The following is a 24,530-nucleotide window of genomic DNA, read 5'->3' as shown; positions in this document are numbered from 1 at the left end:
CCACCGCATCAGCCGCGTACCAGTTCCGGCTCCGTCGCGGTGTGGACCGGGGTGGGCGGGATCGGTACGGGACGCCACGTCGCTAGAATGGGAGCGCGACGGACGAGTCGACCGGGCGGTCGCGTCGGCGGGCTGCGGCCCGCCGCCGAGGAACGTCCGGACTCCACAGGGCAGGGTGGTTGCTAACGGCAACCCGGGGTGACCCGCGGGACAGTGCCACAGAAAACAGACCGCCGACCCCACTCGGGGACGGTAAGGGTGAAACGGTGGGGTAAGAGCCCACCAGCACCCCGGGTGACCGGGGTGGCTCGGTAAACCCCACCCGGAGCAAGGCCAAGCAAGGGTTGTCACCGCAAGCTGGCGACCCGGCGCAGACGCTCGAGGGCTGCCCGCCCGATGTCTGCGGGTAGGCCGCAGGAGCCTGTCGGCGACGGCAGGCCGAGATGGATGGCCGCCGCCGGTGCGGACCTCGTGAGGGGTACGCGCCGCGCACAGAATCCGGCGTACAGGTCGACTCGTCCGTCGCCCACCAGCTCAGAGCCGTGATCAAGGCTCTGAGCTGGTGCTATGTTCCGGTGTCGATGGTCGTCCTTGGTCATCGTTAGGTGGCGTTTGACGGCCCGGTGACGGCCCAGACGGCCCAGAGACGGCCCAGGAATCCTTGACTCTCGGATCAGTTGGACCTGTCTGCGGTGGCCTGCTGAGGGCTAGGTGGCGGCCTGGTCCTCGTCGACGACGGGCGGCCTGCGGGATGGGCCGGGTACGTCCTGGCGGTCGAGCTGCTGGCGTGACCCGGATACCCGGTGGCAAGCCAGTCCCGGGGTTGGACTGGCGCGGCAGCCGGAAGCCCCGACCACGCGACCAAGCCGACCCGCCGGCTTCCGTCACGGCCTCGCTGGCCCCGGTGCCTCTGGTTGATGGGGCGGTGTCAACGACGGACTGGAACTGACCCCCTAACGACGGATTGGGATTGACCCCCCGGTGGTCGTTTCGTGTTACTTGTCGCGGTCCTTCGCGAGGAGTTCTCGGCGGGCTCTGGTGCGGTAGGACTCGCCTGCGAGGGTGAGGACTTCGGCGTGGTGCACGAGGCGGTCGATCATCGCGGCGGCGACGACTTCGTCGCCGAAGACCTCGCCCCACCGCCCGAAGGGCAGGTTCGAGGTGACGAGGATGGAGCCGGTCTCGTAGCGAGATGCGACGAGTTGGAAGAACAGGTTCGCTGCGTCGGTGTCGAAGGGGATGTAGCCGACTTCGTCGACGATGATGAGCTTGTAGCGGCGGATCTTCTTCAGCTCGGCTTCCAGGGCGCCGCGGTGGTGGGCGCGGGCGAGGCGGTCGATCCAGTTCGTCGCGGTGTCGAACAGGACCGAGTAGCCGGACTGGGTGGCCTTGATCCCGAGCCCGATCGCCAGGTGGGTCTTGCCCAGGCCGGGCGGGCCGAGCAGGATCACGTTCTCCGCCTTCGGGATGAACGTCGCCGTGGCCAGGTGCGCGAGGACGTCCTTGCGGAGGCTCGGCAGGTGGTCGAGGTTGAAGTCTTCCAGGGTCTTGATCGCTGGGAAGTGCGCAGTGCGGATCCGCATCGTCGTGCCGGCAGACTCGCGGTCGGCGACTTGCCGTTCCAACACGGCGGCGAGGTACTCCTCGTGCGACCAGTTCGCCTGTCTGGCCTGGTCGGCCAAGGTCTCCCAGGTCCGCCCGATGGTGGGCGTCTTGAGGACTCTGGTGAGGTAGGCGAGCTTGGATCCCAGCCCGTCCGGTGTCGGTCTGCTCTTCGTTGTCGTGGTCATCTACGTTCCTCCGGCTGCGCTTTCCTGGACCGCCTCAAGGTTGGGGCGGGGGTCGAAGTCCACACCGAACAGGGCGTCGTAGTCCGGCAAGGCCCGGATCGCCACGACGTGTCCATCGGCGTGCAAACGAGTCGAGGCCTGCCGCCGGCGGGCGGCCAAGTCCTGGCGCAGCAGCCGGGCGGTGGCCTGATGCTCGGGATCGGTGATCGTGCGGGCGTGACCCCAGTCGCGGTCGTGATCAGCCACGACCTGCCCGGCGCACGAGGCGACCATCCGGGAGGGGGTGGCGAGCACGTCGACGAACCTGCCGATGCACCGAGGGTCCACGGAGTAGTCGTTGCCGTCGATACGCACGTAGTAGTCCCGCCCCAGCCGCACCCGATGCGTGAGCCCGATCGCCGGCGCCACCGGCGGCAGAGCCACCATCGCGGCCCGGTCCGCCGCCCACCTGGCCGTGGGCGTCATCGAGCCGATCGCCCGCAGGACGCGCGTGTTCGCGCGCTGCACGAGCCAGTCGCTGATCTGGACGTTGAAGTCGAACGGCGAGGTGAACACGCGCCCAGGCAGGAATGAGGTCTCGAAGAACCCGTTGCGCCGCTCGACCAACCCCTTGAACTCCGGATCCCTGCGCGGGGCCAGGCGAATGCGCACCCCGATCGTCCCGGCGAACGACGCCGCCTCCGTCGTGAGCTTCCCGGTGCCGCCGATCGCGGCCTCCCGGTCCCAGACCAAGGTCCGTGGACAGGCGCCCCACCCGGCCACGATCTCCCACATCCCCGCCAGGATGTCTCCGGCCTTCCGACTGGGGATCATGACCGCGTCCGTGACTCGCGAGTACCCGCAGGTCATCGCGAGCACCGGCAGGATCCGCTCAGCCCCGCCGCCAACCGGGATCGGCTGGGGTGGGAACCACAGGTCGCACTGGGCGACCTCGCCCGGGTCGTACTCCACTCGGTCGGTCGGGTCCGGTGGAACGAACAACGGGCGCAGCTCCCGGACCCGGTCTTTCAGGATCGTCAGCGACTTCGTCCACCCGATCCGCTCAGCGATCACCGTCGCAGGCATCCGCGGGAACTCCGCGAGCAATGCCCGGATCTGCGGCTCGACGTCGTCCACCAACGAACCACGAGGGCCACGCTCACGCGACGGCGGCGCCTGTGCCCGAAGCGCTGAACGGACCGTGTTACGCGCCACACCCAACCGACGCGCGATCTCCTTGATCGGAACACCCTCAGCCCGATGCAACCGACGGATCTCAGCCCAGTCTTCCAATGCGATCACCCCTCCAGCCTCGGAGGGGTCAGTCCCAATCCGCCGCTAGAGGGTCAGTCTCAGCGCGTCGTCGACAGGCGGTGTCCCGGCGGCTGTCGGCGGCTTACCGCCCCGGTGCCGTAGGCGTCCGGGGCGGCTTGTCGCCGGCCGGGCTTGCCGCCCCGCACCGCGCGGAGCGCGGTGCCTTGATCCAATACAGAACAATTCAGCAGTCGACAGAGGGCTCACTCAAGGGGCCGCTCACCAGGCAGCCTGCCGCCAGGCGTGCTGTATCGCAACCGAACGCTCTGAGGCCTCCGTGGCTGTCGGTGGAATGTTCGTCTGGTAGTAGGTACAGTGTCCGGATGGACAAGCGAACCATTTCCTATGAGGAAGCGCTAGCTCTTATAGAGCGCGATGAATCACCTTTCTGGGATTGCAAAAGCGCAAAGAGTGGTGGTTCGGCCATTCAGAAGGTAGGCGCGGCTCTTGCTAATACTGACGGCGGCGACTTCGTGGTCGGTATTGAGGATCGAGCAAAGGGGGTTGGTATCGATCGGTGGCAGGGATTTCTTGCGATCGAGGATGCGACGCCTGTTCTGGAAGCCCTTAGTAGAGACGTAAGTCCACCGGTACCCTATGGCGTCGATTTCTTAGAGGTTCAGGGATACGAGTCTTCCGGTGTGGTTTGTCTAATCCAGGTCGCAAAAAGTGGCAGCGTGCATTACGCGGCAGACAAGAAAGTCTATACCCGACGAGGCGCGTCGTCGGTTGCGATTTCGGGCAACGCGATCACTGATCTAAGCTTGTCCAAGGGGGCTCGTTCTTACGAGGATCAACTCTTGGAAGACTACTTTATCGACGATCTGGTGGAAGAGCCTGAAGTAGGAACTTTCTTGCAAGGCTACAGCCCTGCTACAAGCCCGGCTAGTCTGGCTCGATCTCGAAGATTGGTTGATCGCCAGAGTGGTCGTGCGCGCGTTTGTGCTGCGATCTTGTATGCGACGATCCCTTCCGCTGTTGTGCCGAAGAGATGTGCGGTTAAGGTGGCCAGATACAACACCAAGGAGCAAGAACCTCTCCGCAAGCATTTGGTGGGTGTGCCAAAGACCATCGAGGGGCCTGCGCGCGTGCTAATCGATGAAACCCTGAAGGAGGTGTCGGAACTGATCGAGTCAGTTTCCACGCTGACGCCTGACGGTAAAATGGAGCCGCTGCGGTACCCGCCGGAAGTGCTCAAGGAAATTGTTGTGAATGCGGTTATCCACCGCGACTACAACATATCTGACGACATCCGCGTGTATGTCTTCAATAATCGGGTAGAGGTTCGTAGTCCTGGTGGACTTCCGGGTCACATGACGCTCGACAACCTCTTTTCAGACGAGCGGGCTTCCAGAAACCCTAAGATTGTTCAACTTCTGAACAAGTATCCAGATCCTCCTAACAAGGATATTGGGGAGGGGCTTCGGACGGTCTTAAGCAAGATGAAGGAGGCCCAGCTTCAGCCACCTAAGTTCTCGGTGATCAATAATCAGTTTGTGGTTGAGATTGGGCACACACCTCTGGCGCGACCTCAAGAGATTGTTCTGGAATACCTTGAGATTCACGAGGAGATCACTAACGCCATAGGTAGGGAACTTACGGGCATCGCCTCTGAGAACTCTATGAAGGACGTCTTTTACTCTCTTCGGCAATCTGGGATTCTAGAGATGGTGCCTGGCAAGAGAGGTAGTCGTTCCGCATGGCGAAAAGTGGTAAGTAGCGAGGAGGTTGTTGAGGTGGCGTCGGAGGCTCCCGTATTGTTAGCGAAGACTGAGGTGGAATTGCCCGCTTCGGCTGGCAATGCTGCACTTAGCAATAGTGTTGAGACTCCTGCCGTAGCCCCGACCTTGGTCAACGCGTATTCTAGGGCCAGAAAGAAATTCAACTACCGAGGTGGCCGGCAGGGCAGGAACGATCTCTGTGGCTGCGGGAGTGGCATCAAGTTCAAGCGTTGTTGTGGAAAGCGGGAATAGGCTAATTTCCTGGTCCACATATTCCTGTATGGTTGGCACGGTATGCACATCTTTCTTGACCTGAGATGCGTTTATCGCAAAGGATGCGGATGTGATTATGCTGGTCGCCCTCCCGCGTAATTGTTGTTTCGCCGGCGTCGATTTCTGGTGCGAAGCCAAGTATGTGCGTTATTCGTGCTGCATAGTCGAGTGCGGCACTTAGTGTCGGAACGGCAAAAGGCATGTGGATTACAAATCTCCGCTCGTTTTCCGTGTCTGCAATGGTTACTCCGGTCATTTTTGCATCACTTCCTTCTGATTGCGGTGGACGTTATTTCTCTGCTTTTCGGTGGGTTGGCATTTCTTTTTTCTGCGATGGCGCAGTCGGGGTGCGTAGATCAGGCATCTACGCACCCCGACCAGTGCCGCGTCCTCACCTGCTATCGCGGCCCTTGTGGCGAGCACGAAACCAGGGGGATTGGGTTGCGGCGATAGAAGAGTCAACCGATTTAACTCGCACGGGTCATCCACCTGGTTGGACTGTCGTTAGACGTCTTGGTCCCTCGTGAAACGTCCCGGGACGGGGTTGAAAAGTCCCGTCCTGAAAAGGTCCAATAGAAGAATGAACGAACGTCTTCGGACTGTCATGGTGCGTCGAGGAATCCGGGTCGACGACTTGGCCGATGAATGTGGCGTTGACCCGAAAACCGTCGAACGGTGGATCAGCCTCGGTCGTGTGCCCCATCGCCGGCATAGGTGGACGGCAGCTCGGCGGTTGGGAGCGGAAGAGGCGTATCTCTGGCCGGAAGTCCTGGCGACCGTCGACGGCCGGCGCGGTGAGGCGAGTCGGGCTGAACTGATCGAGGTCTACCCCGACCGGGCGTCGGTGCCGCGTGAGGTGTGGTTACGGCTGCTGTCTGAGGCCCAGGAACGGATAGATCTGCTCGTCTACTCGGGGACCTTCTTTGCGCAGACGCAACCTCGGGTGGCGCGAATGCTGGCTGACCGGCTGTCGGCGGGCGTGCAGGTGCGGCTGTGCTTCGGTGATCCGTCAAGTGACGCGGTGGCGGTGCGGGATCGGGAGGAACAGCTCGGCGGCACGCTGGGGGCGAAGATCCGCGCTTCGTTGACGTACTACCGGGAGCTTGCCGGGGTCGATGGCTGCGAGATCCGGCTACACCCGACGACGCTGTACAACAGCGTCTTTCGCTATGACGACGAGGTGTTGGTCAATCCGCACGCTTATGGTGAGGCGGCCAGTGCCAATCCGACGTTCCACTTCCGTAGGGTCGACGGGGGCGGGCTGTTCGAGCACTACACGACGAGCTTTGACCGGGTGTGGTCCACGGCGGTGCCGTGGCAGGGAGCGGAGGTCTGACGGTGGGACGTGTGGAGCATTGGAACGACCCGAACGCGCCGAAGGCGAACACGCTCGTCCCGGCCTGCGGCGTCCTGGCGGTCGACGACCAGGGCGCGATCCTCCTACAGCGTCGGCGTGACACCGGCCAGTGGGCGTTGCCGATGGGCAAGATGGAGATCGGCGAGACTCCGACTGAGTGCGCCGTACGGGAAACGCTGGAAGAGACGGGGATCGAGGTCGAGGTGACCGGCGTCCTTGGCGTCTACTCCGATCCGGGCCACATCATCGCGTACTCGGACGGTGAGGTTCGTCAGGAGTACGAGGTGACGTTGCTGGCGCGGCCGATCGGCGGGGCGTGCGCACCGAACGACGAGGCGAGTCACGTCGGCTGGTTCCGGCCTGACGAGCTGGCGGCGCTCGACATCCATCCGACGATGCGGCGGCAGATCGCGGACTACCTCACGCGGCGGATGCCGCACGTCGACTGATGACACGAGAAACGCCCCGGTGATGATCTCCCGGGGCGCTCGTGTGCGGTGTGTCGGTGTCACAGCTCGTCGACGGCGAAGGCGGCCACCAGCTCGGCCATGCTGTCGATGACGGCGTCTGCGGCGGCGAACCGTTCGCGCTTGCCGGGCTTGTTCGCGTACCCGATGGCTGCGACTCCGGCGGCGTGGGCGGCCTCGATGTCGCTGACCGAGTCGCCGACCAGGACGCATTCCGCCGGATCGGCACGGAGTTCCCGCACGGCGTCCAGCACCGGGAACGGGTCCGGCTTCATCCGCTCGGGGGCGGCCTCGGGTCGGCCGATGACCGGGTGTACGTAGCCGATAAGCCGGCGGGCGGTCAGGTATGCGTGCACCGAGTCGGCCGAGTTGTTCGACACCACGGCGACCCTGCGGCCGGTCTGATGGGCGGCGACGATGACTTCCCGGCCGTACGAGGTCGGTTCGGCGGTGCGGGCCGCGGTGACTTCCTGGTGGGTCAGAGCCTCGTCGACCAGGCGGACGACGGCAGGGCGCCCGACGGTGGCGGTAAAGCGGAGCACGGCGAGCGGGTCACGTTCGGCCAGGATCTCGGGCGGCAGGGTCACAGCCTGGTCGACGAGCAGCCGGCGCAACTCGTGAGCGACGGTCGACGCCGGGTGCTGGGCGAAGATGCTGCACACGGGGCCGTCGAAGTCGAGCAGGATCACGCGGGCGCGGTCGATCACCTTCGCCAGGTCGGCGGCGGTCACGAGGCGTACTCACGGGCGATGGTGCCCCACAGGCTGTCGAACCAGGCGCGGGCCTGCTCGACGTAAAGGGCGTCGTTGCTGTCGTCCTCGTCGCTGGGCGTGAACGGGAACAGGATCGCGTCCTTGCCCATCGCGTCGTAGATCGCCATCGGCTTGCCGTCCACGGAGACGGTGTGTTCGACAACGGGGTAGAACCCGAAGAACGCTTCCTGTTCGTTGATGATGAACAGCTTGAACAGGGGAGCGGCGTTGTGAACCCGTACCTCGATGGTGGCGGTCTTGACCAACCCGAGGTCGGCCAACTCCTGTACGGCGTCGGTGAGGGCGTGGATCGACCGGTCGGTGATGCGTAGGGCTCGGGCACGGATGCCGGGGTCGTCGGCCTGGTCCTCGGCACGGCAGGGGATCGCCATCGGGGCAGTCATGTCGGAGATCAGCACACGTACCCGGATCGACTCCGGGGTGAGGCGACCGATGCGGACCTTGTCCAGGGTCTCTTGGATCGCGTTGTACAGCGTCTCTCCGGAGAAGCCGGCGAAGTCGATCGTGACGTTCGTGGCCTCGAACGCGCGCTCGATGTGCGGCCGTAGTCCGACCGGGCGCTCCGTGTTGGCGCGGACGAAGGTGCCGCTGCCCTGACGGGTCACGATCAGGCGTTCCTCTTGCAGCTTCCGCAAGGCGGCCTTGATCGTCTCGCGGGCGACGCTGAACCGCTCGACGAGATCGTGTTGCGACGGCAACTTCTCGCCGGGCGCGAACTTCCCGGTCTTGATCTCGGCTCGGAGGGTGGCCGCGATCTGTTGGGACGGCGTACGGGGGTCATCGGGGTCAAGAGCCATGCACGGACGGTACCGCTGACTAGCCAGGCTAGGAAAGTTCCCACACTGTCATTGACATGACTAGCCAAGCCGGCCTACCTTTGATCCACGGCACCTGGCTAGTCAGGTTAGTCAGGTGGGATCAGGAGGTCGAGCAATGGCTCTGCGTGGCGGTACGAGGTTCGCCGTGCGTTGTGAGGACGTCTTCCCGGCGGGGTGCGCCCTGGTCCCCGAGTCCCTGGGTGAGGTCGAGGACTACGACGAGAAGACCGGGCGGCGTAGCCCGGCGAAGGACAAGTTGACCGGTCAGCGGGTGTGGCAGGTGCGGGTGATGGACCTGGACCCGGAGCTTGGCAAGCGTTCCCGGGAGACGACGGTCAAGATCTCCGCCGACTACCAGCCGGTGCCGCCGACGGGTGCCCCGTTCGAGGCGGTGGAGTTCGAGGGCATGACGGTCACGCCGTACGTGACGAACAACAACCGGATGGCGTACTCGCTGCGGGCGACCGGGATGCGTGCTCCGGCGGGTGTGGCGAAGAAGGCGGCGGCGTAGCCGCTGGTGGTTGGGGGCGGGGCTGTCTGGTCTTGGCGGACGGCAGCCCCGCCCCCTTGGTGTCTCTTTCCCCTGCTCTGTCGAGAGAGGTAGTGACGTGTCCAAGCGTAGGCGTTCGGCTGCCCCGGCTTCGCCTCGGTGCGAGGTGTGTCAGTCCCGGTTCGACCCGGCCACCGGTGCCGACGGTCGGTGTGCCGGGTGTGTCGGGCAGATCGTTCTTCCGTTTCCTCCGGTCCGGGATGCGTCGGGCCGGTTCGTGTCGCTGCGGGGTGGGCGATGATGCGCCGGCCTCGTGGCGGGGTGGTGATGGTGACCGCCGGGGATCTGATGGTGGTCCGGCCGAAGCGGTTCGTCCTGCCGATGTGGCTGGTCGTGCTCGGCCTGGTGCTGCGCTGGGCCGCCCGGTTCTGCTGGTGGTGCCTGCGTCACCCGGTCGCCGTGGTCCTGGTCGTGGCCGCCGTCGTCCTCTACGTCGAGCACGGCTGGCCGGGCCTGGTCGTGCCGCTGGTCCTGGCGTCGGCGGCGTCGGCGCTGTGGCGGTGGCGCGATGAGGCGTCCTGGTGGCGGTGGTGCGCGGGGCCGTTGCTTGGCCGGTTCCGTCAGGTCGTCGTCTACCGGCGGGCCTGGCAGGAAGCGATGACCCTGTGCGGCCTGGCCGCAATGTATGACCACCTGCCGGTCCTGCCGCAGTTGCTGCGGGTGCGCTCGGATCAGGCCCTGGACGTGCTGACCGTGCGCATGGTCCGGGGACAGACCCCGGCCGACTTCCAACAGGTCACCGCGAACCTCGCGTACGCCTTCGGCCGGCGGCACGCCCGGGTCTACTCCGAGCGGCCCGACACCCCGCCGACCCGTACCGGCTACTGGGCGCTGCCGCTCGGCTGGGTGGACCGGCTGCGGTTCCGGGACCGGCCCACGCTGGTGTACCTGGTGCTCGTCCGTACCGATGCGCTGCGGCCGGTGGTGCCGCCGTTCGACACCCCGGCCGTCCCCGACTTCACGGCGCTGCCGTTGGCGCGGCGGGAGGACCTGGGTACCTGGTCGCTGCACCTGCTCGCCACCCATGTGCTGATCGGTGGGGCCACCCGCTCCGGGAAGGACTCGGTGCTGTGGTCACTGGTGCGGTCGCTGGCCGGTGGCATCACGTCGGGCCTGGTGCGGCTGTGGGTGATCGACCCCAAGGGCGGGATGGAGTTCGCCATGGGCCGGCCGCTGTTCGCCCGGTTCGCCTGCAAGTCGTTCGAGGCCATGGCCGATCACCTCGACGAGGCCGTGACCGTGATGCGGGAGCGTCAGACCCGCTTGGCCGGCACCGTGCGGGTGCACACGCCGACCGAGGCTGACCCCCTGGTCGTGGTCGTCATCGACGAGATGGCCGCACTGACCGCGTACCTGCAAGACGTCGACCTGCGCAAACGCATCGCGTCATCGCTGGGGCTGCTGCTGTCGCAGGGTGCCGGGGTCGGCGTGCTGGTGGTGGCCGCGTTGCAGGACCCGCGCAAGGAGGTGTTGCCGTTCCGGGACCTGTTCCCGACCCGCATCGCCCTCGGGCTCACCGAAGCCGCTCAGGTTGATCTCGTGTTGGGTGACGGTGCCCGCAACCGGGGTGCCCTCGCCGACCAGATGCCCCGATGGGCCAAAGGCGTCGGGTACGTAATCCTCGACGGCACCCCGGAACCGATGCGGGTCCGCTTCTCCTACGTCAGCGACGACGACATCCGCGACCTCGCCCTCGACGCGGGGGAGAGCATCAAGGCGCTCGCGTCGTACCTCGGCCACGCCGACCCCGGCTTCACCCTCCGGGTCTACACCCACCTGATGTCGGCCAGCGAGGAACGCACCCGCAACGCGATCGACGGTCTCTTCCTCGTGGCTGATGTGGCTTGAGCAGCCCGGATGTCGTCGTTGAGTTGCGTTTTTGGCGTTTACGGCGCATCCTGGCAAGCATGGTGACCATGAGTGGGGAACTCCTGACCACTGGTCAGGCGGCCAAGCTGCTGGGTTCTTCGCGCCAGCAGGTGGTCAACTTGTGCGAGCGTGGAGACCTGCCGTTCGTAAGAGTGGGTGCGCACCGCAAGGTGAAGCGGGAGCACGTCGAGGCGCTGTTGCGACCCCGCCAGGCGTTGACCCGTGAGCAGCTCAAGTCGCTGTGGCTGCACCAAGCGGTGGCGGGCGCCCTGGTCGCCGATCCGGATGGCGTGCTGGGTAGGGCTGGGGAGAATCTTGATCGGCTACTCCGGCAGCATCGGGGGACCATGACCGAGGTCTGGTTGAGGCGCTGGCAGGGAAAGATCAACGAAGGGGTTGGGTCCGTGCTTCGGGCGTTGACCTCGGAAGATCTGGAAGCTGTTGAGCTGCGGCAGAACTCACCCTTCGCTGGCGTGCTCTCGCAGCCGCAGCGCCGCAAGGTTCTTGAGTCCTTCAAGCGCAGCGGCTGGGAGCGGGCGGCGTGAGGCGCGAAGAGCTGGAGCATGTCCTGAGATCGACGGGTCGGATTGTCAAAGACCGGAACGTTCTGATCATCGGTAGCCAGTCGGTGCTGGGGACGATTCCGGAAAGTGATCTTCCGTTGGAAGCCACTGCCTCGATGGAGGTGGATGTGGCGTTCTTTGACGATCCGGACGACCAGAAGGCCGACCAGGTCGACGCGTTCATCGGCGAGTTCTCTCCTTTTCATGAGACCTACGGCTACTACGCCCAGGGCGTGAGTGTGTCAACTGCGGTGTTACCTGACGGCTGGCGCGATCGGTTGGTGTTGGTGGAGTCCGAGAACACTCAGCCGGGACGTGGCTATGCGCTCGATCCGCACGACTGCGTGGTGTCCAAGCTGGTGGCCGGCAGGGAGAAGGACACCAAGTTTGCCGACGCGTTGCTCCGAGCAGGTCTGGTGAGACCTGACGTGGTCGCCGAGCGTATCGAACTACTGTTCGACGTGCATCCCCTGGTGATGAAACGGCTGAGGGACTGGATCGCCGCGTATCTGCCAAAGCCGGACGGTGGTTGAGTGGCGTTGGTTGGCTCTGATGCCCTGGCGACGCCCTGAGTGGGCTCCAGCCGAACGAAACGCCTGGTCAGAGCGCGAATCAGCTTCGGAATCGGTGTGCAGGTCGACTCGTCCGTCGCCCACCAGCTCAGAGCCGTGATCATGGCTCTGAGCTGATGCTGGTGTGCGGGCGTCGATGACCGCCGCTGGGCAACGCCGGCCGGCGTTCGACGCTCTGACGAGGCCCTGGAGACGGGATGCGCGGGTGGCGACGCGGTCCGTGGCGGGACCGCCGCGGCAGCCGGTAGCCCGGGGGCGCCTGGTAGCTGGCGAGTCACCACCTGCGTCGTCGCTGCTGTCGGATCGCCCGTGTAGCCTTCGGGCCTAGCCAGCCATGCCTGTACGGAAGAAGCGTCACTTGCCACGGAACGAGGCTCCTCTACGGCAGCCCTTCGCGCTCGAATCCCGGTTCGACGCGGCGTTCACTGCCCGCCTGGCGTTGCGCGAGAAGCAGGTTCAGCAAAGCTACCGGCCCATCATCAGCATTCACAAGTGGTTCGCCCGACGTCCCGGCACCCTTTTCCGGAACCTGCTCCTGAGTGAGTTCGGGGCCGGAAAGGTGAGCGAGGAGTTCTGGCAGTCGCACCATGTCGACGCGGTCATCGCCGACCCGTTCATGGGCGGTGGCACGACGATGTTCGAGGCGCTGCGGTTGGGTGCGGGTGTCGTTGGTCGGGACGTGAACCCGATGGCCTACTGGCTGGTGCGCCAGGGCGTCGAAAAGATCGATCTCGACGAGTTCGCCGCCGTCGGGGAGAAGATCTGGCTCCAGTTGCTCGACGAGATCGGCGAGCTGTACAAGACGCGGTGCGAGCACTGCGATGGTGACGCGACCGTCAAGTATTTCCTCTGGGTCAAGACGTGCCGGTGTCCGCATTGCGCGTCCGTGGTCTCACTGTTTCCCGGCTACCGGATCGCCGAGGCCGTACGGCATCCCCGCGAGGTGTACCACTGCCCGCGGTGCGACCGGTTGCGGGAGATGGAGGCCACGAAGGACCCGCACTGCCCGGAGTGCGCCACCAGCCTCAAGGGGAACGCCAGTCGCGGCAAGGCCACCTGCCTGGAGTGTCAGACGAACTTCGCCTTCGCGCCCCAGTTGGCGACACCTCCCGAGCACCGTCTCTTCGCCATCGAGTACCAGTGCGTCACCTGCTACCCGAACGTCAAGGGCCGACAGTTCAAGACCCCGGACAGCGAGGACCGTCAGCGCGTCGAGGCGGCGAGTCGTCGCCTGAGCGTGGACGGCGGGGACATCCCCGACGACGTGATCCCCGAGGGGGACGAGACCAACCGTCTCCTCCGCTGGGGCTACCAGCGGTATCGGGCGATGTTCAACGACCGTCAGTTGATCGGCCTGAGCACGCTCCTGCGGCTGATCCGCGACGTCCCGGACCGGCGTCAACGCTATGCCCTGGCGACCGTCTTCAGCGACTTCCTGCGGTACCAGAACCTGCTGTGCCGCTACGACACCTATGCGCTGAAGTGCCAGGACATCTTCTCGGTCCACGGGTTTCCGGTCGGGCTCATCGCGTGCGAAAACAACCTGCCGGGCACACCCCGGGTGGGTTCCGGCTCCTTCATCCACTTCGTCGAGAAGTTCCGCAAGGCGAAGAGGTACGCCCAGCAGCCGTTCGAGATATCGCATGACGGCAAGCGGAAGCGGGTGCTTCCGATGACCGGGGAGAGCGCCGAGGCGGCCCTGGTCGGCGGCCTTCCCCGACGGGGGGAGGCCTGGCTGGACTGTGCTCCCTCCCAGGACGTGCCGTTGGATCGTCATTCGCTCGACGGCGTCTTCACCGATCCTCCGTACTTCGACAACGTCCAGTACGCGGAGCTCATGGACTTCTGCTTCGTATGGCTGCGCACGTTGCTGAGCGATGACATCCCGGCGTTCAGACGGGCCTCGACCCGCACCGAGCACGAGTTGACCGGGAACGACACCCTGAACCGGGGCCTCGTCGAGTTCACGACGGGCATCAGCGCCGTTTTCCAGCGTATGCGGGCCGGGCTCAAAGAAGGCGCTCCGCTGGTGTTCACCTACCATCACAACCAGCCGTCCGCCTACGCCCCGCTCGTCGTGGCGTTGCTGGACGCGGGCCTGACGTGTACCGCCACCCTGCCCGCGCCGGCCGAGATGGCGGCGTCCCTGCACATCGCGGGCACGGGCTCGTCGATCCTCGACTCGATCTTCGTCTGTAGGTCCGCCGGGTTCGTCGCCGACAACAGCGCCCTGTTGCCCGACCGCTGCGAGGATCTGGGTGCTGCGGTCGATCGGGACGTGGCGGCGATGCTCGCGGCGGACTACGCGTGCACCGCGGGTGACGTGGCGTGCCTGCAGGCCGGCCACATCGCCGGTCAGACCGTCCGGGACCTCGTCGACGGATGGGACCTGTCCGTCCCCGTTGCCGCTCGGATCTCCATCGTCACCGCGCACATGGCCAGCCTTGCCGTCACCACGAGAAGCAGGTCACGACCACCCCATGACTGACCTCCGCCCGTACCAACTCTCGGACGTCCACCTGTCGGAGCGCCTGGACGACATGGTCTCGGTCACCTTCGCTGATCTCACCAGCCAGTTCATGTTGCTGCCACGCGGTTCCGCGTTCGTCGCCTACGAGGAGTTCCTCGCCGGCTACGAAGCGGTCCGGCAGGCGACCGGCGGCTTCGCCGTCGTCAGCGTCGACCGGTTCTGGGACGCACTCCGCAAGAACGCCCTGGCCCTGGTGGCGATTCGCTGCATTCTCGGGGTTTCCCCGCCGGAGTGGGAGGACCTGACGTTCGAGGAGACGGGCGTCCGGTTGCCCAGCAACTGGGCGCGGGGACTCGACGGTAAGGTCAAGCGGAACCATGCGTTCTTCACCTCTTCCACCGGCAGGACGGCGCTCACCGTCGAGCGGACGACACTCCTGCTGCGGAGCGCTTGTAGCGCCCTGTCGAATGGCGCGGAAGAGGCGCCCGAAGGTCTGATCCACCGCCTGGAGAAGATCGATACCAGGGAGGGCCTGGAAAGCGTTCGTTACGTCGCGCATCAGCACGTGCCGTACGCTGTCCTGTTGTACGAGCGTTACCTGGGTCGTCCGTTCGCCAGTCATCGCGATTCCGTGTCGGAACTCGTCGGCGATGTCATGGAAAGTGCCATCGAGGAGCAGTTGACTTCCCAGGGCATCCCGTTCAGGAAGACCAAACGGGCCGAACGGGTACCGGGCTTCGACCAGGCTCCCGACTTCTTCGTTCCCGACGAACTGGCACCTTCGGTCATCATCGAAGCCAAGATCACCGGTGACGACGGAACGGCGCGGGACAAGGTCTCCCGGATTCTGCGCCTGGCCGGCATGAGGGACCAGCGCATCGCCGAGGGCCGCCGCGGGTTCCAGGTCGTGGCCTGTATCGACGGTCGCGGCTTCGGGGTCCGCCGCCAGGATCTGAAGGACCTGCTCGTGGCGACGCGCGGTAAGGTCTTCACGGCCAGCAGCCTGGGTGACCTGGTGGACAACACGGATCTTCACACCTTCAGGCCGGACTGACCCGGCGCGGTGGCGACAGGCGTGCCGTCGACTGATCCGTTGCGGCGTGCGGTCGGCCAGAGGCCCCGGTGATCGGACCGCCTACCGGGGCCACACCGTCGAGCCTGCCCAGCGGCACCCGCCCGGTGTCAGGAAGAGCCGGAACGGCCTGCCCCGGAGGGCAAGAGACCGCCGGCGTGGCTGCCTCAAGAGCCGCAACGGCCTGTCCGGAAGGCGAAGGGACCGTCGGCGTGGCTGCCTCCGGGGCGTGGGGAGCCGTCCGGGCGTCGACGTCGCCACCGGCGGCGATGTCGACGCCCGGACAGCTCCGTTTCAGGTCACACCGTGCAGTCGTGTGGCCCTTCGGTGCTGAGGAGCGCCAGCGAACACACCTTCAGCAGGGGATAGTGCGGCCCCATGACCGTCGCGGCGGTCTCCGCCGAACTGTCCACCGGTACGTTCTGGGTGGCGTGCGGGAAACCGGCGACCGGCATCAGGTTCCGCAGCAGGACCATGTGCGGGGCCGCCGGATAGGAGACGGAGAACGGCAGGAAGGTGGCACCGTCGATCCCTTCGATCGCCGTCCGCTGCTGCTCCCGGCCGAGCACGTACGTGTAGTAGCCGTGCCGGTCGAGGCGGGTGTCGTCGTCGTAGCGGCAGCCGAGGCTCGCCGGTGCGTCGGTGAACCGGTTGATCACGACGGGCTTGACCTGGCCGCCCAGGTTGGTGCACATCGAGAAGTACCGCAGGTCCGTGTGGCGGCGCGGCCAGACGCCCGGATGGTTGCCGGAAACGGCGCGGGGTGCCCGGCCCCGGATCACGATGACCTGGTCCGCTGCCGGCGGGGTCACCCAGGTCCCGAGGTACGCGTTGTCCGGGTTCGGCGCGAGGTTCTCCACCTCGGACGTCCGGGTGAAGAGCTTCTGACCGGTCTCCTCCGGCAACCCCGGCCCACCGGGATGCCCCGGTCCTCCCGGCCCACCGGGTCCGCCTGGCCCACCGGGTCCGCCTGGCCCACCGGGTCCGCCTGGCCCACCGGGTCCGCCTGGCCCACCGGGTCCGCCTGGCCCACCGGGTCCGCCTGGCCCACCGGGTCCGCCTGGCCCACCTGGTCCTCCTGGCCCACCTGGTCCTCCCGGCCCGCCGGGTCCGCCGGGTCCGCCCGGATGTCCAGGTCCTCCCGGTCCGCCGGGCTGCCCAGGTCCGCTCGGCCCGCCAGGATGCCCGGGTCCGCCTGGATGCCCCGGTACGCCGGGTCCGGGGCTGCCCGGGTGTCCGGGGCCGCCGCCGGGGTGTCCCGGCCCGCCGGGCACATCTCCGGTGGACCTTTCCGTGTCCCGTGCCGGCGCCGGGGTGGTGGGGGTGCTTCCCCCCGACGTGCAGGGCGGCAGGGTCTGGGAAACCCCGTCGAGGGTGAGGGTGATGGTGGGCAGCACCACCGTCGAGTCACCACCGGCCGGTAGGTAGACCCGGAAGATGACCGACGCCTTCGCGCCGGGTAGCGCGTCCTCCCGGGCCAGCGGCAGCCGGTTGGTCTGTCCCAGGGCCACCTCGGGGCTGATGGTGAGGGTGAACCGGCCGCCCGGCGCGGCGGGGGACTTCCACGGGTTCAGGCTGCCCGCATCCGGTGTGATCAGGTAGTCGGGCATGCTGGAGCTGACACCATTACGCGTGAAGTAGGTGGGCTTGTCGTCGTACACGTTGAAAGAGGCGTATCGCGCGTCCGGGAAGACCCCGGAGATGGTGATTTCCAGACCCGGAGTTACCGGATAGATGGTCGACCAGTAGGTGGCGGCGGTGTCCGGCCAGTAGGCGTTCAGGCTCGTCGCCCCGTACTTCGACGACCAGGCGCAGGTCGGCATGGTGGCGCCGGCGGCGGTACGCTCGGCCTCGGCGGGCGCGGCTACCAGGGGAATGGTCAGTGCGATGAGCCCTGACAGGAGGAGAAGCGGCCGGCGTGTGGCCCGCCTCGACGATGCGGGTACAGAGAGTGGCATCCGTCGACTTGATCAGGAATATGTGTCGACGCAGTTACTTTCACGGTCAATTGTCGTTGCTGTGTCGCGCGTTTTCGGCCTATTGGTGATTACTGTTTGGTGGCGGTGGTGGTTTTTTCGGAAAAGCCAGGTCGAGTATGTCTGGTCGGGTGGTGCGGCAGAGTGTGGACAAGTGCGGGATTCGCCCGATAAAGAATGTCTCCGACCGGGCGGCGGGGCCACGACGTGATCCGCCGCTGCCCCCGCCGTCCGGGTCAGGCGTCCGTCGGTACGCGGGTCAGCAACACCGCGAGGCGGCTGGCCACTCCGGGGGCGTGCAGGTGCAACCGGGCGACGTTGACGGCGTCCGTGCCGACGACGGCGAGCAGGGCCTGCTCGCTCACCGCGTAGACGCTCAGGTAGCCGTCCTTGTTGCGTACCGTGGACTGCTGGAACTCGCCCTGGCCCAGCCGCATGCCGACCTGCCGGCCGAGGCCGAAGGTGGTCGCGGCGAGTGCGGCCAGGTCGTTCGGGTCCACCTCGTTCTGCAGGTTGTGCGTGATGAGCAGGCCGTCGACACCGCCCAACACGCAGCCGTGCACTCCCGGGATCTCGTGCCGCAGTTCCGCCAGCTCCCGACTGATCGCCGGGTACGGCAACGAGCTGTCCCCGGCGAGCGACGGCGGGAGTGGCCGGGCGGCCGGCAGCCTGGTGCCGCGTGCGGAGCGGCGGGGCAGGACGGTCTCGGTCTTGTCGGCGCTCACAGTTCCAGGCTCTCCTCGATGGTGCGCAGCTGGTGGCGGGCCATGGCCAGGTTGGCCCGGCTCTTGCTCACCATCAGATAGAGGAAGAGGCCCTTGCCGGTACGTCCGGTCAGCGGTCGGATCAGGTGGTACTGGCTGCCGAGCGTGATCAGGATGTCCTCGATCTCGTCCTCGATCTTGAGCATTTCCAGGGTGCGCATCTTGGCGCGGACGACGTCGGTGTTGCCGGCGGCGGCGACGGTCAGGTCGATCTCGCCCGTGCCGCCGGCCACGCCGAGGGTCATTCCGCTGCTGTAGTCGACGAGCGCCACCCCGATCGCTCCGTCGATACTCATCGCGTTCTTCAGGGCGACGTCCAGGCTAGCCACGGTGGTGTTCTCCCGGTTCGACAGGGCGGCGCCGTTGGCCCCTTGGTCATTCTGCCCACGTGGTGGGCGGGGGCGACGCCGCAAGAGATCTGACGAGGCTCGCACACACCCCGGTCCGGTCGCATCCGGGGTGGGCGCATCGACCTGTCCGGCCGGGCGTGGTCGGCCGGCGGTCCCGACAAGAGGGTCAGGCCGAAGGATGGTTCCCCGCGGGGCGTCCTGCTACCGGGTCGGCTGCGGCGCCGCGCCCGCCGACCCGCGGCGCGGGCTGCTGTCCGGCTGCTCCCCGGGCAGGTAGGGGCCGGTTTCACGGTTCCGCCCCCGGAACGTCCGAGCACGTCTACTGTGGAAGTGGTCGCGACCAATTGTGGCGATCCGGTGGCGGTCGGGCTGCGCCCGGTGCACAGTGATCTCATGAACGACAGCGGAAGTGGTGGGCACTACTACTGGTGCACCCGACACCACCGGGTCGAGACCGATGCCGACGTGTGCCCTGCCAAGCACGTTCTCGGACCGTATCCCTCGGCTGCCGACGCTCAGAACGCCCTGCAGAAGGTGCAGGAGCGCAACGAGGCGTGGGAGGCCGAAGACGCCCGCTGGGCCGGGGAGGGCAACTGAACGGCGCGGGACGGCCCGCGTCGAGGACTCCGTGCCTCCGTGGGGAGGCACGCGGGAGCATGTCCCCAAGGAGGGAACCGAGATGGCCGAAGCAACTCAGGCCACCACCCGCCCGGCCGTGACGAAGACCGCCGCGGCGGAGCGGACCGCAGGCGCCACCCGGAGCACCGCGGCCCGCCGCTCCAGCACCACCACGACTGCGGCCCGCAAGGCGTCGGCTGGCCGGGTGACGGCGAGCGCCGCCGGTGCCGGCTCCGGCCGGACCCCGGCCGCCGGCCGGACCACCGCGGGGAAGACGGCAGCCGGCAGGGCCGGCGTGGCGAAGAAGGCCCCGGCGACCAGGAGCACCGCCAAGAAGGCCCCCGCGTCGAAGTCGACGGCGAAGAAAGCCCCGGCCGGCAGAAGCACCGCGACGACGGCTGCCGTGGCGCAGTCGACCGCGAGGAAGAGCCCGGCGAAGAAGGCCGCCGGCAGGACCACCACCGCCGCCGCCCGGAAGACCGCCGGGGCGGCGAGGCGGACCACGGCGACGGCCCGGAGCACGGCCGCCAAGAAGACCACGGCGGCCAAGAAGACCACGGCCGCCGTGGCGAGGAAGACCACGGCGACCGCCCGGACCGCCGCGAAGAAGGCCACCGCCGCGAAGAAGGCCCCTGCGAAGAAGGCCACCGCCGCGAAGAAGGCCCCTGCCGCGAAGACCACGTCCGCCGGGACCACGGCCGCGAAGAGTGCGGCGACCAGGAAGGCCATGCCCGCCGGGAGCGTGGCGACCAGGAAGGCCACGGCGACGAAGAAGGCCACACCCGCCGGGAAGAGCACGGCCACCACCCGGACCGCTCCCGCCAGGAAGACCACGGCGGCCGGAAAGGCCGTACCCGCCAAGAAGACCGCCGCGGCCGGTAAGGCGCCGGCCCGGACGGCACCGGCCCGCAAGTCGACCGCGAGGACGGCGCCCGCGTCGAAGTCGACCGCGAAGACGGCCCCGGCCAGGAAGACGAGCGCGACGACCACCCGCAAGGCGGTGGCGAAGAAGACGGTCGCCACGAAGACCAGCGCCCGCAAGGCTCCCGCGCGGGCCACGGCGGCGCGGGCGGGCGCACCGGCCGGTGCGCGGTCCCGGGCAGGTAAGGCCACCGGCTGACCGTACGGAGACCGTCGGCCGCCCGCCGGAGAGCGGATCACGCGGCACGCTGCCAGGATTGACCCGTGGTCATCCGACGTGTGCTCGCGCCCCGCATCGACTTCGGCGCGCTGCGCCGCGAGCTGGGACTGCCTGACGGCTTCCCGGTTGCGGCGCAGCGCGAGGCGGACGAGGCGGCCCGTGCCCCGCTGCCCGCCGCGGCCGACCGTACCGACATCCCGTTCGTCACGGTCGATCCGGCGGCCTCCCGCGACCTGGACCAGGCGATGCACCTCGGCCGCCGCCCCGGCGGCGGCTACCGGGTGCGGTACGCCATCGCCGACGTCGCCACCCACGTCCGTGCCGACGGTCCGCTGGAGGAGGAGACCTGGCGGCGCGGCCAGACGGTCTACCTGCCCGACGGCAACGTGCCGCTGCATCCCCACACGCTCAGCGAGGGGGCCGCCAGTCTGCTGCCCGACGTCGACCGGGCGGCGGTGCTCTGGACCATCGACCTCGACGCCGACGGGGCCACCGTCGCGGTGGGGTTGGAACGCGCCCTGGTCCGCAGCCGCGCCAAACTGGACTACGCCGGGGTGCAGGTGGCCGCCGACGCCGGCCGGCTGCCCGAGCCGATCGCTCTGCTGCCCGAGATCGGTGCCCTGCTCACCGCCCGTGGCCTGCGCCGGGGCGCGGTCAACCTGCCGCTGCCCGAGCAGGACGTCGAGCCCGACGGGGACGGCTGGCGGCTGGTGCTGCGCGGCCCCGGTCCGATGGAGGACCACAACGCCCAGATCTCCCTGCTCACCGGGATGGCCGCGGCGGACATCATGCTCGCCGGCCGGATCGGTCTGCTGCGCACCATGCCACCGCCGAAGCCGGAGGCGGTGGCCCGGCTGCGGGCGGCGGCGGCCCCGCTGGGCGTGCACTGGCCGGACGGGGTACGGGTCGGCGAGGTGCTGGCCGGGTTGGACGCCTCGCAGCCCCGGGCCGCCGCCTTCGTCGACCAGGCCGCCGAACTGATGCGCGGTGCCGCGTACACGGCGTTCGACGGGGAGCTGCCCGGCCAGCCGGAACACGGTGGGGTCGCCGCCGCGTACGCGCATGTCACCGCCCCGCTGCGCCGGCTGGCCGACCGGTACGCCACCGAGGTCTGCCTGGCCCTGTACGAGGATCGTCCGGTACCGCAGTGGGCACGTGCGGCGCTGCCCCGGCTGCCGGAGGTGATGGCCTCGACCGACCGGACGGCGGGTGCCGCCACCCGGGGTGCGATCGACCTGGCCGAGGCGGTGCTGCTGGAGCACCGGGTGGGGGAGACGTTCTCGGCGGCGGTGCTGGACGTGGACGCGCCCGCGAACGGCCAGTCGAAGCCCGGCCGGATCCCGGGTGGGACGGTGGCGCTGGACGATCCTCCGGTGCGCGCCCGCTGCACCGGGGAGCTGCCGTTGGGCGAGCGGGTCACCGTCCGCCTGGTCACCGCCGATCCGGTCGAACGCAAGGTCCTCTTCGCCCGCTCCTGACCGTGCCCCGGCCGGCGGCGGGGTGGTTTGCGAGGATGGCGTCATGGCATACGACGCGAGCACCCTCCCCGACGTGTCCGGGCTGACCGTCGGCATCATCGGTGGCACCGGCGACCAGGGGCGGGGGCTGGCCTACCGGTTCGCCCGCGCCGGCCAGCAGGTGCTGATCGGATCCCGTTCCGCCGAACGGGCCGCCGAGGCGGCGGCGGAGATCGCCGCGCTGCCCGGGCTGCCCGCCGGGGTCGACGTGACCGGGGCCGGCAACGACGAGGTGGCCCGCCGCAGCGACGTGGTGGTGATCGCGGTGCCGTGGGACGGGCACGCGGCCACCGTCGGCGCGCTGGCCGGGCCGCTGGCCGGCAAGATCGTCGTGGACTGCGTCAACCCGCTCGGCTTCGACAAGCAGGGTCCGTACGCCCTGCCGGTCGCGGAGGGCAGCGCCGTGCAGCAGGCGGCGGCCCTGCTGCCGGACTCCCGGGTCTGCGCGGCGTTCAACCACGTCAGCGCACCGCTGCTGGCCGATCCGGAGGTCGACCGGATCGACCTCGACGTGCTGATCTGCACCGAGGAGCGGGAACTGGTCGACGTCGTCGGCGCGCTGGCCGCCCGGATCCCCGGCATGCGGGGTATCTACGCCGGCCGGCTGCGCAACGCCCACCAGATCGAGGCGTTCACCGCCAACCTGATCGCCATCAACAAGCGCTACAAGGCGCACGCCGGCATCCGGGTCACCGACCTCTGATCCGTCGCCCGCCCCACCCGCGCGCCTTGTTGCCGAGATCCTGGAGGAAAAGTGCCCCCAGGGGGCCGGGTACCGCCAAGATCTCGGCGTACAGCGCCGCACCCCGGCTCGTGGCGGGGCGGCGGAGGCGGGTGGGGTGGCGTGGGCGTGGTGGCGGGCGGGCGGTCAGAAGTTGATGTCGACGCCGGCCTTCTTGCAGGCGGCGTTCGCCATCGCGCTGGTCTTCTGGAACTCCGGACGGTCGGCGGCGGCGTCCATGTCCGGGGCGGTCGCCACCCTGCCGGCGGCGACGCCGACCGCGGCCAGCGCGGTGACCACCTCGCTGGCGGGGCTGCCGGCGGTGGCCTTCGCCAGGCCCGTCGCCATCTCCGTGTACGCCTTCTTCAAGGCCGGATTCGGGTCGCCACCCGACGTGGCGGCCTTCACGACGTCGGCCTTCGTCTCGTCGGCGATCTTCTTGGCCGTCGTGCAGAGCTTCTTGTCGACGGTCGGGTCGGCGGCAGCGGTCGGACCGGCGGCAGTGGTGGGATCTCCGGCTGCCGACGAGGGGGAGGCGGACGGCACGGCGGTGGTGGCGGTGGCCGACGGTGCCGCCGTCGTCGGCGTCTCCTCTGCGCTGCACGCCGCGAGGGCGCACACGAGGACACCGGCCAGGGCGACAGTCGACAAGCGGGCAGGCTTCACGGGCGGAACCCTAGCGGCTTTCGCCGGCCGGTGGTCGCCCGTCCCGCCCTGCGGCATCGCCGCTGCCGGGGAGGGCCGGTCGGAACGGCCGCGCGCCGGCGGTGCCCTGCGGGGACGGTGGACGACGACGGGGGCGGTGGACAGCGGTGCTCCACCGCCCCCGGCACGCTCAGAACGTGTGCTCGGCGGCGGGGAAGTCGCCGCCGCGTACCTCGTCGGCGAAGCGGCGGGTCGCCTCGGTCAGCGCCCCGGCCAGGTCGGCGTAGCGCTTGACGAACCGGGGGGCCTTCCCGGTACGCAGCCCGGCCATGTCCTGCCAGACCAGCACCTGGGCGTCGGTGTCCGGGCCGGCGCCGATACCGATGGTGGGGATCGGCAGTTCGGCGGTGACCCGCTTGGCGACCTCGCCCGGCACCATCTCCAGCACCACCGCGAACGCGCCCGCTTCGGCCACCGCCCGGGCGTCGGCGAGCACCTCGTCGGCGGTGTCGCCGCGCCCCTGCACCCGGTAGCCGCCCAGGGTGTGCTCGCTCTGCGGGGTGAAGCCGATGTGCGCCATCACCGGGATGCCCGCCCCGGTGACCGCCGCGATCTGGTCGGCGCAGCGCCGGCCACCCTCCAGCTTCACCGCGTGGCAGCCACCCTCCTTCATGAACCGCACCGCCGTGCGCAGCGCCTGCGTCGGCCCCTCCTCGTACGAGCCGAACGGCAGGTCGCCGACGACCAGGGTCTGCCGGGTCGCCCGGACCACGGCGCGGACCAGCGGCAGCAACTCGTCGACGGTCACCGGCAGGGTGGTCTCGTAGCCGAACACGTTGTTCGCCGCCGAGTCGCCGACCAGGAGCGCGGGGATTCCCGCCTGGTCGAAGATCGCGGCGGTGTACTGGTCGTACGAGGTGAGCATCGCCCACCGGTCGCCGCGTTCCTTGGCGGCGATCAGGTCGCGGGTGCGGACCCGTCGGGTGGCGGGGCCGCCGTACAGGGCGGTCACCTCGGTCGGGGTGGACTCCACCATGGCTGTCTCCTTTCCTCGAGGCCGCTGTCGCGGTCCCCGGGCTCTGCCGCGATCGTCGCACCGCGCGACCGGTCGACGGCAGGGAACAGTGCAGGATTTCACTCCGCCGGGGTGCAGCCGACCGCCCGCCGCAGCACCGCCGGCAAGCCGACCGCCGGAGGGCCGACCGCCGGG

At 68.2% G+C, this 24,530-nt stretch carries 22 protein-coding genes and 1 other RNA gene; 13 read left to right on the top strand and 10 right to left on the bottom strand.

Annotated elements, in window-relative coordinates; genetic code table 11:
- The first annotated feature begins 103 nt into the window (after positions 1–103).
- Positions 104–522: RNase P RNA component class A (gene rnpB, locus O7612_RS22555), an RNA gene on the top strand.
- A 473-nt stretch (positions 523–995) separates the two neighbouring features.
- On the opposite strand, the gene istB is transcribed toward rnpB, so the two are convergent.
- Together istB and istA are read right to left on the bottom strand one after the other, a co-directional pair.
- Positions 996–1,790, bottom strand: a complete 795-nt coding sequence (gene istB / locus O7612_RS22550; RefSeq protein WP_208567359.1) for an IS21-like element helper ATPase IstB — start codon at positions 1,788–1,790, stop codon at positions 996–998.
- Positions 1,791–3,071, bottom strand: a complete 1,281-nt coding sequence (istA, locus tag O7612_RS22545; protein ID WP_282266195.1) for an IS21 family transposase — start codon at positions 3,069–3,071, stop codon at positions 1,791–1,793. It abuts the gene before it with no gap.
- A 335-nt stretch (positions 3,072–3,406) separates the two neighbouring features.
- On the opposite strand from istA, the gene O7612_RS22540 reads away from it, so the two are divergent.
- The 3 genes from O7612_RS22540 (at position 3,407) to O7612_RS22530 (ending at position 6,883) form a co-directional block, all read left to right on the top strand.
- Positions 3,407–5,056: an ATP-binding protein gene (locus tag O7612_RS22540; protein WP_282267179.1), complete on the top strand. Its 1,650-nt coding sequence runs from the start codon at positions 3,407–3,409 to the stop codon at positions 5,054–5,056.
- Between the two features lie 601 nt (positions 5,057–5,657).
- A complete protein-coding gene (locus O7612_RS22535) occupies positions 5,658–6,413 on the top strand; it encodes an XRE family transcriptional regulator (RefSeq protein ID WP_282267178.1) in 756 nt (251 codons plus the stop codon).
- Positions 6,414–6,424: 11 nt separating this feature from the next.
- Positions 6,425–6,883 carry an NUDIX domain-containing protein gene (locus O7612_RS22530; RefSeq protein ID WP_282267176.1) on the top strand — a complete coding sequence of 153 codons (459 nt, stop codon included), beginning with the start codon at positions 6,425–6,427 and terminating at the stop codon, positions 6,881–6,883.
- 59 nt (positions 6,884–6,942) lie between these two features.
- Here the strand turns inward: O7612_RS22530 and O7612_RS22525 are convergent, their stop codons facing one another.
- Entirely contained in the window at positions 6,943–7,632 is a 690-nt protein-coding gene (locus O7612_RS22525) for an HAD-IA family hydrolase (protein WP_282267174.1), read from the bottom strand.
- A complete protein-coding gene (locus O7612_RS22520) occupies positions 7,629–8,471 on the bottom strand; it encodes a GntR family transcriptional regulator (RefSeq protein ID WP_282267172.1) in 843 nt (280 codons plus the stop codon). The genes O7612_RS22525 and O7612_RS22520 overlap by 4 nt, the downstream gene beginning before the upstream one ends.
- Before the next feature lie 136 nt (positions 8,472–8,607).
- Between O7612_RS22520 and O7612_RS22515 the strand changes: the two genes are divergently transcribed.
- From O7612_RS22515 to O7612_RS22490, 6 genes are all read left to right on the top strand, one after another.
- Entirely contained in the window at positions 8,608–9,003 is a 396-nt protein-coding gene (locus tag O7612_RS22515; protein ID WP_104113758.1) for a transcriptional regulator, read from the top strand.
- Positions 9,004–9,309: 306 nt separating this feature from the next.
- The gene (locus O7612_RS22510) at positions 9,310–10,890 is read left to right on the top strand and encodes an FtsK/SpoIIIE domain-containing protein (RefSeq protein WP_282274002.1); all 1,581 of its coding nucleotides are present in this window, start codon (positions 9,310–9,312) and stop codon (positions 10,888–10,890) included.
- Positions 10,887–11,456: a helix-turn-helix domain-containing protein gene (locus O7612_RS22505; protein WP_282267170.1), complete on the top strand. Its 570-nt coding sequence runs from the start codon at positions 10,887–10,889 to the stop codon at positions 11,454–11,456. Before O7612_RS22510 ends, O7612_RS22505 begins: the two co-directional genes overlap by 4 nt.
- Positions 11,453–12,007 carry a DUF6036 family nucleotidyltransferase gene (locus tag O7612_RS22500; protein WP_282267168.1) on the top strand — a complete coding sequence of 185 codons (555 nt, stop codon included), beginning with the start codon at positions 11,453–11,455 and terminating at the stop codon, positions 12,005–12,007. The genes O7612_RS22505 and O7612_RS22500 overlap by 4 nt, the downstream gene beginning before the upstream one ends.
- 397 nt (positions 12,008–12,404) lie before the next feature.
- Positions 12,405–14,534, top strand: coding sequence for a hypothetical protein (locus O7612_RS22495; protein ID WP_282267166.1), 2,130 nt, complete (start codon positions 12,405–12,407; stop codon positions 14,532–14,534).
- On the top strand, positions 14,527–15,570 hold the full coding sequence (locus O7612_RS22490) for a hypothetical protein (protein ID WP_282267164.1): 1,044 nt from the start codon (positions 14,527–14,529) through the stop codon (positions 15,568–15,570). The genes O7612_RS22495 and O7612_RS22490 overlap by 8 nt, the downstream gene beginning before the upstream one ends.
- A gap of 317 nt (positions 15,571–15,887) precedes the next feature.
- On the opposite strand, the gene O7612_RS22485 is transcribed toward O7612_RS22490, so the two are convergent.
- From O7612_RS22485 to O7612_RS22475, 3 genes are all read right to left on the bottom strand, one after another.
- Positions 15,888–16,493, bottom strand: a complete 606-nt coding sequence (locus O7612_RS22485) for a hypothetical protein (RefSeq protein WP_282267162.1) — start codon at positions 16,491–16,493, stop codon at positions 15,888–15,890.
- A gap of 1,307 nt (positions 16,494–17,800) precedes the next feature.
- Positions 17,801–18,289, bottom strand: coding sequence for a roadblock/LC7 domain-containing protein (locus O7612_RS22480; RefSeq protein ID WP_282267160.1), 489 nt, complete (start codon positions 18,287–18,289; stop codon positions 17,801–17,803).
- Positions 18,286–18,657, bottom strand: a complete 372-nt coding sequence (locus O7612_RS22475; RefSeq protein WP_067306011.1) for a hypothetical protein — start codon at positions 18,655–18,657, stop codon at positions 18,286–18,288. The genes O7612_RS22480 and O7612_RS22475 overlap by 4 nt, the downstream gene beginning before the upstream one ends.
- A gap of 351 nt (positions 18,658–19,008) precedes the next feature.
- Here O7612_RS22475 and O7612_RS22470 point away from each other — a divergent pair, with 351 nt between their 5' ends.
- Positions 19,009–19,275 (top strand): hypothetical protein, encoded by a 267-nt coding sequence (locus tag O7612_RS22470; RefSeq protein WP_282267158.1) that lies wholly within the window; start codon positions 19,009–19,011, stop codon positions 19,273–19,275.
- A gap of 96 nt (positions 19,276–19,371) precedes the next feature.
- Here the strand turns inward: O7612_RS22470 and O7612_RS22465 are convergent, their stop codons facing one another.
- Positions 19,372–20,409, bottom strand: coding sequence for a hypothetical protein (locus O7612_RS22465; RefSeq protein WP_282267157.1), 1,038 nt, complete (start codon positions 20,407–20,409; stop codon positions 19,372–19,374).
- Between the two features lie 72 nt (positions 20,410–20,481).
- Here O7612_RS22465 and O7612_RS22460 point away from each other — a divergent pair, with 72 nt between their 5' ends.
- A complete protein-coding gene (locus O7612_RS22460) occupies positions 20,482–21,915 on the top strand; it encodes an RNB domain-containing ribonuclease (RefSeq protein ID WP_282267155.1) in 1,434 nt (477 codons plus the stop codon).
- Positions 21,916–21,958: 43 nt separating this feature from the next.
- Positions 21,959–22,657 carry an NADPH-dependent F420 reductase gene (gene npdG, locus O7612_RS22455; protein ID WP_282267153.1) on the top strand — a complete coding sequence of 233 codons (699 nt, stop codon included), beginning with the start codon at positions 21,959–21,961 and terminating at the stop codon, positions 22,655–22,657.
- Positions 22,658–22,822: 165 nt separating this feature from the next.
- Here npdG and O7612_RS22450 read toward each other — a convergent pair whose 3' ends face one another.
- Complete coding sequence (locus O7612_RS22450) at positions 22,823–23,341, bottom strand: hypothetical protein (RefSeq protein WP_282267151.1); 519 nt, start codon at positions 23,339–23,341, stop codon at positions 22,823–22,825.
- 169 nt (positions 23,342–23,510) lie between these two features.
- Positions 23,511–24,356: a 3-methyl-2-oxobutanoate hydroxymethyltransferase gene (panB, locus tag O7612_RS22445; RefSeq protein ID WP_282267149.1), complete on the bottom strand. Its 846-nt coding sequence runs from the start codon at positions 24,354–24,356 to the stop codon at positions 23,511–23,513.
- Positions 24,357–24,530 lie beyond the last annotated feature (174 nt).

Source organism: Micromonospora sp. WMMD987, from assembly GCF_029581435.1.
GTDB lineage: Bacteria > Actinomycetota > Actinomycetes > Mycobacteriales > Micromonosporaceae > Micromonospora > Micromonospora rifamycinica.
This window is presented reverse-complemented; position numbering and strand designations above follow the sequence as displayed.